At 54.1% G+C, this 11,459-nt stretch carries 8 protein-coding genes; all 8 read right to left on the bottom strand.

Annotated elements, in window-relative coordinates; translation table 11 throughout:
* Positions 1 to 291 precede the first annotated feature (291 nt).
* The 8 genes from ACR0KN_RS11565 to ACR0KN_RS11530 all read right to left on the bottom strand — a co-directional run bounded on the left by ACR0KN_RS11565 (position 292) and on the right by ACR0KN_RS11530 (position 11,456).
* Positions 292 to 1,398: a transporter substrate-binding domain-containing protein gene (locus tag ACR0KN_RS11565; protein ID WP_170475001.1), complete on the bottom strand. Its 1,107-nt coding sequence runs from the start codon at positions 1,396 to 1,398 to the stop codon at positions 292 to 294.
* Between the two features lie 44 nt (positions 1,399 to 1,442).
* Positions 1,443 to 2,705 (bottom strand): type 2 periplasmic-binding domain-containing protein, encoded by a 1,263-nt coding sequence (locus tag ACR0KN_RS11560; RefSeq protein WP_480653634.1) that lies wholly within the window; start codon positions 2,703 to 2,705, stop codon positions 1,443 to 1,445.
* A gap of 23 nt (positions 2,706 to 2,728) precedes the next feature.
* Positions 2,729 to 3,508, bottom strand: coding sequence for a PP2C family protein-serine/threonine phosphatase (locus ACR0KN_RS11555; RefSeq protein WP_480653632.1), 780 nt, complete (start codon positions 3,506 to 3,508; stop codon positions 2,729 to 2,731).
* A complete protein-coding gene (locus ACR0KN_RS11550; protein WP_480653630.1) occupies positions 3,508 to 4,473 on the bottom strand; it encodes an FHA domain-containing protein in 966 nt (321 codons plus the stop codon). The genes ACR0KN_RS11555 and ACR0KN_RS11550 overlap by 1 nt, the downstream gene beginning before the upstream one ends.
* Positions 4,474 to 4,672: 199 nt before the next feature.
* The gene (locus tag ACR0KN_RS11545; protein WP_480653628.1) at positions 4,673 to 6,868 is read right to left on the bottom strand and encodes a serine/threonine-protein kinase; all 2,196 of its coding nucleotides are present in this window, start codon (positions 6,866 to 6,868) and stop codon (positions 4,673 to 4,675) included.
* A 340-nt stretch (positions 6,869 to 7,208) separates the two neighbouring features.
* Complete coding sequence (locus ACR0KN_RS11540; RefSeq protein WP_480653626.1) at positions 7,209 to 8,498, bottom strand: dynamin family protein; 1,290 nt, start codon at positions 8,496 to 8,498, stop codon at positions 7,209 to 7,211.
* Positions 8,495 to 10,537 carry a dynamin family protein gene (locus ACR0KN_RS11535; protein WP_480653624.1) on the bottom strand — a complete coding sequence of 681 codons (2,043 nt, stop codon included), beginning with the start codon at positions 10,535 to 10,537 and terminating at the stop codon, positions 8,495 to 8,497. Before ACR0KN_RS11535 ends, ACR0KN_RS11540 begins: the two co-directional genes overlap by 4 nt.
* Positions 10,538 to 10,607: 70 nt before the next feature.
* Complete coding sequence (locus ACR0KN_RS11530) at positions 10,608 to 11,456, bottom strand: hypothetical protein (protein WP_480653623.1); 849 nt, start codon at positions 11,454 to 11,456, stop codon at positions 10,608 to 10,610.
* Positions 11,457 to 11,459 lie beyond the last annotated feature (3 nt).

Raw genomic sequence — 11,459 nt, 5'->3', positions numbered from 1 at the left:
CCCTTTTCTGAGTGAGTGGTGGGGCTTTCGCCTCACCGGTGCAGTTGAGTTAATCCTACGCTTATTACTCGCGCTGAATATTGGGGGATTCCCGTAGGAAGCTGCTTTTTATTAGCAAAAAGCGTTTTTTGTTAACCTTATGTCTGCGCTTTAAGCCCAATACACTGTTTTCGACCCGTGATTCTTCGCTTTGTGGTTCTTGCGCTCTACTACTCTCTTTCGTCAGTAAGAACCTGATAAAAAAAGGCCGGTCAAAAGACCGGCCCAAAAATGGTCGTATCGACCGAGGGATTAGTTGGATGCCGCGTTAAGCTTTTCGTTTTGTTCGCGCAGCGTGTCCGAGATAATCGCATACCATTCGCCGGATTCACGCATCTCAATCAGACCCTTGTTCATCATCGCTATGTATTCGCGTGCGAACGGGTTGGTGCGATGTGCGAGGAAGCTCATCGACGACAGAGTGGATACATACGGGTTTTCAACGATGTCAGCCGAAGTCAAACCCATGTCTTTCATTGTCGACGCGAACAGATCGACCTCGAACGCGGCCACATCTGCGGTTCCGGTCAATACCGCATCAAGGCAATCTCGGGCCGAATTGGGCTGAACAACAGTTGTATTCTCGCGGTTCAGACCTTGTTCTTCCAGTACAACCATGCTCCAGCCTGCCATACGGCAAATGGTTGATCCCTCAAGGTCTGAAAAATCCGTAGCCTTTGCGTACTCGCTTTCAGGCAAAGTGAAGAAGCCGCCGACGATGTCATATACCGGAACAGAAGCGACAAATTGGGTGCAGCGGGCTTCGGTCTCTGCAGACCACTCATAAGAGCGGTTGGTACAATCCGGTACAGTCCACGCGATCGAAATATCAAACGCACCCAATGGCAACAGTGTATCCAGATGCGAACTCCAGTCATCTACAAAGCTGACTGAAAAGTCGCGGCTGTTGCCTGCGCGCTGGAGGCTTGTTGTAGCCAGTCGGGTCATGATGCCGCCACCGTTCAGGGCTTCAGTCGTGAACGGTTCCCAACCGTTGCCTGCGACCATCTTGATCGGCGGTGCATAGACGTTCGAGCGTTTGACACTCGCTGCACGCTTTTCTTCAGCAGCAATCAGTTCTTGCGCGCTCTGGCCGTTTGGCAGGCTGCCATCCTCACAGGGCAAAGCCAGAACCAAGCCATTTTCAAGCGAACCTGGATTGGTGATCGCGTTGCGGTTCGCGTTGAATATCGGCTGATAGTTCGAGGTGCCATAGGCTGCGATGGCAATGGTTGCCAGTGTGTCACCATCCTGAACGGTATAGTTAGAGCAGGCCTCTTGTGCGGCAGCTGCGCCTGCGCTCAGGGCAGTGAGGGCTGTTGCCGACAGTACTGCTTTCTTCAGTTTCTTGTTAAACATGTCCACTTCCTCCAGACTTTTGTTTTGTCAGGCCTTCGGGGGCCTTAGCCATTTTCCATTTGATAGCGCAGTGCGGTTGATACGATGTCGCGCCACTCGCCAGATTGCTGCATGATCGCCAGACCCTGGTTGAGCGTCTCAAGGACGGCTTCCCCATCTGGATTATCTTTGTGGGTCATGACGTTAAGCGACTTGATTGCCGCCAGGTTGGGATTTTCGATGATCTGATGCTCATAGCCGAGCCGTCCGATTGCCTCGACCGCCAAGTGGGCTTCGATTGCGACAATATCGGCGGAGCCATCCATGACCGCATGGAAACAATCATCCGGCGATACCGGCCGCATCAGGGTGATTGCCGGCTCATAGAGACCGACCGCATCCATATGTGACAGCGACCAGCCTTCTGGCCGACAGATCGTGGCGCCAGCGAAATCCGAATAGGTCAGAGTCTGTTCGTAGCCCGACCCGCCCTTCGCAAAGAAGGTATCTACAACTTCGTAGAACGGGTTCGAGAAGTTATAGGTTTCGCACCGAGTACGGTCCTTTTCAGACAGACCATCTGCTGCTTCGCAATTTGGACGCGACCAAGGGAATGTGGCATCAAACGCAAGCGTTGGCATCAGAAGATCGAGATGCGAAGACCAGTCATTCACAAACTGAATTTTGTACGGTTGTTCGGGCGCGGCTCGCAGCATCGCTGTTTCCACGAGGTTTGTATAAAGCCCACGATTTGGTAATGCCTCGTCCGTGAACGGAGCATAGTTGCCACCTGTGATCATCAAGATCTGACGGTCACGAACTTCCGGGCGCTCGCCACCCTTTGCGTCTCGGATCAGCGCTGCACCTTCGGCACGAGCGGCTTCGATCTCTTCCAAAGCCGCCGCTTTTGCAGCAACTACCGCATCTTCGCTTGCTTTTTGCGCTTCTGCCTCAGCAGCAGCCACGCGTGCCTCTGCTGCGGCAATGGCTTTTTCGGCGCGCTCTTCCGCTGCTTTAACTAATTCCGCCGCCATTTCCGCCGCTATACGACCAGCCTCGGTATCAGGAACCAGAGCTTCACGCCCCAAATCCTCCAGACAGGGAAATGTCAAAATATCTCCAACACGAATGATATTTGGGTTCGAGCCAATTACATCGCGGTTTGCATCGTATATTGGCCGATAGTCTTCGGTCGCATACACCGCGATCGCCAACTCCCGTAGGCTATCACCGCGTTGGATCTCGTAGGTTGAACACGCCTCTTGCGCTGAAGCCGTCCCTGTTGCGGCTGCAAGAGCGAGGCCGGATATGATAAGATGGTTTCTCATTTTTTCCTGTTTCTCTGCCTAGTTCATGTCTGTGCCGGTTTAACCACGGCGATTGAAATGTTGTCCTGATCCGGGTCTGCTTTGGCCTTCAGCGCCTGAAGAAGCGCGTCGGCGATATCGCGGGCCGGAGATTGATTATGAGTGCGCAGCAAAGTCTCGATCTCGGTGTTATCGAGATATTGCAGTCCATCACTGCCAAGGATCAGAATATCTGCCGGCACCAGATCTAAAGGCTGTTCCGGGCAATCAACCTTCGGGATTGCAGCGCCCATGATGACCGAGGTCAGCTGGTTGCGATCCGGATGCATCTGCGCCTCTTTTGCGCTGAGCAGACCCTGCGCGATCTGTGCATCGATCATCGGGGCCATCGAGTGGTCCTCGTTGATCTGTGACAGGGTATCATCGCGAAACAGATACAAGGGGCTATCGCCGATCGAAATCCAAAAGATCCGCTGTTCCAATATCAGCATGCCCAGAAGGGTAGAGCCCAAGTTGACCTTGTTCTCTTCGCCATGGCTGGCGATTGCGGCGTTAGCCTGCATTGCGGCCATCGGCAGAGCGTCGAGCAGTGCACTCTGAACAAGATCAGGCTCATCCAACTGGGCATCCATCGCGTCGCGCCAGGCAGAAATGATCAGCTGCGAGGCAACTTCACCCGCATCATGGCCACCCATACCATCGGCAACGACGACATATCCTGCATCCGCCGTATCAGAGACCCGTGCGGCAATCGCGTCTTCCTGCGAGTCGCGCTGACCCTGGTCGAGGATCAGGGCAATATCATATGCAGGGGTCGCCAGCATTAATCGGCATCCCGCCAGTCAAAGCCATCATCGCAGAAGGCCATGAAACGGATCGATGTCTCGCTGATGCGGATAGAGTCTCCGTTTGACAGGGCAATGGTGCTCAGCACGGGTTTGCCATTCAGACGGACCAGATTGGCCTTGCCGCCATGACCCAGATAACATTTCCGATCCTCAGGATCATAGGCGATAACAGCATGGTTGCTGCGCGAGATTCCGGTATCTCCGAAATCCAGCTGAATAGCTTGATCATCGTTCCGACCGATCTGCATCAACCCTTCGGTTAATGTGATTGCGGCACCTCGGCCCGGACCGGCGGTTACAACCAACCATCCGACAGGGAAAGTTTGTTGCACGGCCTCGGCTTTTGCGACAGGTTCGGATGTTTCCATCAAGTCCTGAACATGCGTGTCTGCCCGTTCAAAGCCCAGGAAAGTGGTCTTCACACGCGAACGCCGGTCTTCTGAAGGCGCGGCTGGCGCTTCAGGTTCAGTCACTTCTACAACCGAGACAGCCTCCGGTTCGGGTGCGGGCTCAGGCTCCGCAATTGCTTCTATCTCAGCTTGGGCTTCAAAGGCTTCCTCAGGCTCCGCAGTCGCAATTTCCGCGACGGCGGCGAGTGTCTTGTCGTCCTCGGCTTCATCCTCAGTGCTGAGATGAAGCGTCACGATTTGCTCGTCTTCGTCTTCAGCTTCCTGCAAGTCAGACGCTTCTTCTTCCACAATTTCTTCAACGATCTGATCTTCTTCGAACTCCGGCATAGGCTCTTCCGGGATCAATTCGTCAGATTCTTCATAGTTGTCTGAGCTCACGTTGCCACCAGCCAGTGCAGCGCGCAGCGCGTTGAAGTCGGCAATTGGCTCAGGCTTTTCGTCCTGTACTACGTCTGCTTCTACCGCTTCATCTTCTTTCGGTTTGCCGGCACCCTCGAGAAGCCGGCTAAGAGGGCTTTTGTATTTAAACATGGTGACGACACCTTCTTTGTTTTCTGTTGCGGGGATCAGCCCGCAGGATGGCTACTAACCGCTGCCTAAAAGGGCAGAGGCACTATTGAATAAGAAACAGGGAAACTCTTACTTCGCGACGGGCCGGCTCCCGACGGGGCGACGATGGAGATGCCGCCCCCAGTACACACACTGGCGATTTTCACATAAACCGGTTCAATTACTCCTGCGTTAGCTGCATAACCGCAGTGCCTTCTCCGCCATTGCGCAGTATGATCAAGCGCGCCTGGGGCTGATTGTCGGAAGCAAGAACAGCGAGAACGTCATCAAGGCTTTCTGGCTGGTCGAGTGCCGTACCTGTCTGCGCTTCACGCAGAACAACATCACCTTTTTGTAAGCCCCCGACGCCGTTCTCCGGGACAGAGGCGACAACGGTTTGCCACCCCGCGTCACCTGCATGATGGGCTTTGAAAGTGTATCCGTTCTGCAATCCAAACATTCGGTGAGCAGGCAGTGCCAAAAGCCCGTTTTGTGCACGCGTCTGACCCAGTTCACGATAGCGCGCCGCAACACGGATATACCCGTCCGGATCGACCGAGAAATTATCCAGAACCTGTGAAACCAGAGTTGCGTCCGGGCGGATCGGCTCGCTGTTGAGCCTAAAGATCGTGGTTCCACGCTTCACCCAGTCGCCGATGACTGCCGTGTCCAGGTTCGCGTCGACATCATTGATCGCAATGACACTGCCTGTCGCACTGCGACGTTTGGAGATGTCAAATGGCACTTCAATATCCCAATGTCCAAAGGCCACTTGATTTTCCGCCAGAGTCACCGGTTCTGAAGTGGTCTCATCGTTCAGCGCTGTCTGTACCGCTGCCTCTTCGGTTTCATCTGAGGGAGCGGGTTCCGCATCAACTGCAGCGGGCGCCTCTGATGCCACTTGTGTTTGCTCGACAGGATCTTCCTGTTTGGTTTCTGTTTCTACAACCGGTTCTGCCTGTGCATCTTCTGGGTCTGCCGCTACGACCTCAGGCTCTGTGACCGAGATAGTTTCAACCTGTTGCGGTTCGGTCTGGGAAACTGCGGCCTGCTCGATCGGCTCCGGCGTTGCCTCGATGGAGTCGGGTGTTACCTGAGTTGCCTCATGTGTCGGCTGATCACTTGACAACATGAAGTACCCACCGGCTGCCAACGCCGCCGCGACGACAACGGCACCTGCTATTACCTTGCCACTGCCACCTGAACCGCTTTTGATAACGGTATCTACTGCTGCGACGGCTTCGTCTTTGGGTGCAAATTTTGCGAGATCGTCTTCGGATTTTTCCTCATTGCCAAGCGCCAGATCAGAATTCCCTGCAAGCAAGGCAGTCACAACAGCTTCGGCATTCTCGCTTTCCGCTTTGATCCGTTCTTTTTCGGCCTGCTCGTCTTTACGATCCATGCCTACAATGACTGAGACCGGGCGGTAGGCGAAACTGTCGAACATCACCCCGGGACCACGGAACATGCGCAACCAGTCCAACGCGGTTTGCAAGCGGTCAGGGGTGTGAACCTCCATCGCCTTATCAATCGCCTCGAGGAATCCATCGGGATAGCCTTTGAAACGTCCGGCTAGCGGGATGTATGGGTCGTCTTGTCCGTTGTTGAATGCGCTCAGACGTGTCTGACCATCAATCGGCCGCTCGCCACCAATCGCGTGATACAGGGTTGCAGCAAGCACATAAAGATCACTGCTAGGCCCTTGTTCCGCCCCACGCACGTAAAATTCGTGTGGTGAATACCCATCCTTGATCACGCGCAACGTCAACAGGGCCGCTGATTTGTTTGCCGCCTGTTCGCGTGCTGCGCCAAAGTCGATCAGGACCGGCTCGCCGTTTTCGTCAATCAGGATATTGTCCGGCGATATGTCGCGATGCAACATGCCGCTTTGGTGAATGAACGACACCGCAGAAAGCATCTTTTCGGTGACCTGAACGATGAAATCAGGCCCGCTTTTGTTGTCAGGATTTTCGACATAGTCCAACAGATCGCAGCCACGGATCAGGTCCATAGCGATATAGGCGGTGTTGTTGTCTTCAAACACCTGATGCACGTCGACAATGTTTGGGTGGACTAGCCGCGCATGGTTGCGCGCTTCCTGAATAAACAGATCGATAATGGCGCGGAGATCATCCTTGTGGTCGGGATTGGCGGCTTCGACCAGATCACCATTCCGCTGACAAAGTGCGCCAGGATAGCATTCCTTGATGACTACATCGCGATCCAGACTATCGCGTGCGAGATAGGTTATACCAAATCCACCGTTGCTTAGAAAACGGAGAATTTCATACTGACCGCGCAGCAGCTTCGCGCCTGGCCGCAGTCCTTCGATCTGAGGTTCGTCGTGCGTTGTGCCGACAGCCTGGTTGTGGCTCATTTCTTCCCGCCCATTCTACTCGTTTTTTGCGGCTTAGATAACCAGGGCTTTAGCCCGCGAACTCACAACCAAACACAACCGCAGGACACTTTAGACGGTTAGACGTTTCAAATTTGACTTTATTTGGGCCACCTGATGGCTTCACTAAGGATCAAAAATTCAGAAATCACACATATAGTAACTCCTAGCACTTTGCATACAATATAGTGTATTCCTAAGGTGATCTAATCGGATTCTATAACTTCAAAAACCGCGCTTGGTCCACGAAATCGAAACAATAGCGCGGTGATTCCGATCCTTTCGAATCGCTGCGTTGCGGCTCAATTATTGCGGGAAAAACTCACGTTCCGGTTTTCGGAGGGGCAGACGCGACCGAGCTGCCGGCCCATGCAAGGTTATCGCTAAGCTGTGCAAGGATGCTGATCGCGTCTTTGATAGGTGCATCGCCACTCTCGAATTGTAGTAGCAACAGCAGGTCGGTTGCCTTTTCGAACTCAGCCGGAATCCAATCAGCCTCGGGGTCGATTTCGGATCCGGATTCCAACCTCTCGGCAAAATCCTCAACAATTTCCTGACAACTTTGCAGAAAGGCCGCAGGCTCGATATCCGAGCTTTCACGCAGGTCGTTGTAGATACTGGCTATGGCTGCAAGCCAATCTTCAAGAATTGGATTATCCAGAGGGGGCAGGGCGGTTTCTAAGCTTGATTGGACCGCAAAGCCATCAGACTTAGCGTCACGTTCTTCTTCAACCCCCGTGAGTTCTTCCATATAAGGCAGAAATTCTTCGACCAAGTCCTTCTGAGCCGCTTCAAGATCATGGCGTCGATGGTCAGACGCAACACTTAGTACCTGTTCGGCCAAATTTTGGCCGCCACAGGTCTCCCAAAGATCAAAGTCGGGCTCGGGTTCCTGCTCCATTGCACGCACGGCAACCGGCGTGCCAATGGGTACAACCGCACGGAACAGATCACCTTTTTCTTTATTCAGTCGGGCAACAACCCGATCCAGTGAATCCCGAACCGGAGGCAAGTCGGCGTGGGTTACGGCCAACAAGCTGTTATCGCGCAGCTTCTGTGGCACCTGCGCCCACAAGTGCCGTTCAGTTTCGCGCCAGGCGTTGGTTCCGTTGGTACACCAAATGGCGCAGTCCACATACTCCAGCAATCCCAGTGTCTGCTTGTATGTATCATCCAAAGCACCGGCACCGGGCAGGTCGAATAGCGAGATCTCTTGTAAGGCAGGGGTATTCAACCCGACCGAGATGAAATCAGGTTCGTCAGCTGCGGCTTTTTCCAGCGCTATCCCTGAGTAGACCTTGGGTTCTTTGTCCCACCAACCAACGGAGGTTTCAGGTGTATCAGCGTAAGCGACGATAACCAGCGGCAATTTCAGATGCTGCGGCCCGGTGGGCAGAATGTCAGCACCTGCAAGCATGTTCGCAAGGCTGGACTTCCCGGCGCCAAATTCCCCGGCAAAACCGATGGACACCGCGTTCGAAAGCCGCTCTGCATGAGCCAAGGCACGGGAACGCATATCGTCCAGCTCAACCGACGAAGGGGCGTTTTCAGTAGCGGTCAGGAAACGCTCTAACTGGCGCACTTCCTTCTCGGTTCCGGGGAATTCAATCATTCTGCGGCCTCTGCCTGTCGAGTGTCCACGGGTGCGGTTCCATGCACCGCACCCAGTTCATCGCTGATGCGGCGGGCCTGGTCAACCGCACGTTGAGCGTCGGCACGAGCATTTGTATCGTCGGTTCCGGCGCGATGTTCCAGATGTCCGGCAAGCAGTGCCAAATAGTGATCCAGCACCGTTTGCATGCGTTCGATCAGATCGATTCTGGCGGTATCCACCAGATCGTCACCAATCATCTCGAATTCCTGTACGATCATTCTTTCCGCCCGGTTCAGAACGCTGCGGCGCGAAATCAGTCGCGATAGCCATGTCACACGCAGTTCGACCGTAATTCCCCGCGTCAATGCACTGGTGTCTGGTCTGAACCAACGCACTGCGCTGGTATTCATGCGATTGTCCACCGGCTCCTGCCAACCAGGCAGGGCACGCAGGGCAGCATTGCTTTGCATGTCGATCGCATAGAGCTCACTAAGCATGCGTTGACGCACCACCTGAGTCGCGCCTTGAACAAGCTCTCGCATCCGCTCACGCAGCGGTGTGAAATTCAACTCGGTATCACCGTCTTTGTTCAACAGAGGGGATTGGCCATCGGGACCACGTACGACAATCGAAACGGCCTCGGCAACCGTATCGTCCATTACTCCACGCAGATTGGCCAGCACGTCATCCATGTCGTTGGTGATCGCCCGGGATTTCTCTGCAATCAACGCGCGCAGATCTGTAAGTGTCTTGTTATTTTCTTCAACATTTGCCGTGTCAGGCCCGTCCTGCTCCTCAATCGCACGGAGCCTCGCGTTGCTGCGCTCAAGCTCACCCTGGGCGAAGCTGTTGAGGTGCTGCCAAGCCATATTGAGTTGTTCCTGACGTGGGCCTTCCGTCAGAGCTTTGGTCACATGGCGGCGCAAATCGGGCAGGCCCGACGCGATCATTGCGGCAAAACGTAATACGCCTTCGCGGCTGATCGGGCCGGCGCCTTGCTTGATCTCTTCGACGCCATCCAGGTATTGCTTCATCTGCTCAGGATGCGCCCGAAGCCAAGCGAGAATCTGATCGTGGTCAATGCCGGTTTCATCACCGGTCAAAGCGTAATGCGCCCATTGGGCGCTGCCCATCAGGACATCGACATCCGAATTACCTAAAGCATTCTCAAGCCCGTCCAACACATCAGCGCGCACCTTCGTGGCATCCTCTGCACCGCCGCCCAATTCATCGACACGGTTGATGAAAACCACAATCTGACCAAGCTCTAGCGCTTGCATCAAACGGAACAATTTCAGATCCGCGCGCGACAACGCCTGATGCGCCGAAAGCACCACCACAAAGAAATCTGATTCCTTGAGGTATTGGCGCGAAATTTCCTCGCGGATCAGCAGCGGGTCATTGACACCCGGTGTATCGGTAACGGTTACCGGATACGGGAAATGACCGATGTCAAAGTAGACCTCGGCCTTGCGGGTGATATCGCTATAAAGACCTCGGTCCGAACCGGGGTCATGTTCCCCTTCATCCGTTGGGTCATCTCCGGCACAAACATATCGTGCCAGATCGTCTGATGTTAGTTCATCTAGATCGTGATGCTGGCCCAACAAGTGTTTGTAGCTGTCACCAAGACGCAGCTTGGCGCGGGTTTTCATCGCCTCAACCTGCTCTTCGATCATCTCGCGTTTATAGCTGTCTTCCTCGTCCGGGAACATATTGCGCAGCTCTTCGCCTTCAGCGATCAGAGCTTGCCATTGGCGATTGTCGAAGAAGTGAAACTCGGCACCCGATTTCCTGCCGGATGGATGGCCGAAATGCATGTCGGTGATCACAGTTGTCCAAGGGTTCACGTCTGAGGGTAGATATTCCGCCTGTCCGGTGAAACCATTGATCAAGCGAGACTTGCCAGCCTTGATCTGGCCTACGAAAGCGATCGAAGGCTTGAGGTTCGACAGATCGTCAACAATGCGTGAGATGAAATGACGTGTCTCGTCATTGCTCATCCCATTCATGTCTTCTGCGATGCGAATAAGCTCGCGGCGGTTTAACTCACTCATAAGATTTACCCTGGTAACTCGTATTTATCATCTAGCTTTGCAAAATGGACACTATTTGGCAGGAACGCGGTCATTCGACGGCGTTTTTCAAAGATTTCCACAGGTTGACAGCAGCGCCCAGCTTACGGGTGTCATGAAACGCGGCTGCAACGTCCTCATCATCGCGCAGGATCGCAAGGCCAACACCTTGACCCCCGGATGGTCGCATTACGATCAATTGCGGCTCTGACAGTATGTTAGATACATCTGCTTGCCAGCCGAGGAGATCTTTGGTGAAACGCGCCAAAAGGTTTTCGTCTGGATGCGCAGGCTGCCCTTCGGAACAAAGCCCATCAAATTTGACCTCATCGCTGATCAGAAAGCGCCCCAAAGCAAAGCGTTCAGAACCTTCATAGAATGCTTCAGTGATCCCCGATGGGCTCTGTTGATCCGTTTCTGCTTCAGGCTCAGGGGTGGCATCCGGAACAATCGTCATACGCCGCTCATCCGGTAGAACAATATTCCCGCAAGCCGCCTCTACCTCAGAAAATGTTATGCCCACATCATCCGCTTCAAGCGCCGAATCTGGTCTGAGCGAAATCAACTCTAAAGGGCCGGGGGCGATCGCGATGTCAGAAACCAGTTGGGCCAGTCGGCCCGTCAAGTTTTCACGGGCATCGGTTTCAAAATCGGGCAAAGGCCCCGAAACACAGCGAAAGACATCGGTGATCCGAGAGCTGTTCACTTCAACCGCCAGCATTCCCCCGTCGGCCGCCTTGAACTCTAGCCTCCTTGGCAGGATCGTGCCGCGAATAGCGTTCAGTACCTCACCTCGTCTTGCCTTCGCAGTTTCGCCCGAAAGATAGACTGCGGGAGATAAGCGCGCGACCGAAGATTGCCCGATTTCTTCGAGCAATTCGAGTATTTCGCCATCCATCATACC

This window comes from Ruegeria sp. AP7, from assembly GCF_056539905.1.
Note: the sequence above shows the minus strand (reverse complement) of the source record. Positions and strands in the feature narration are given on the sequence as shown.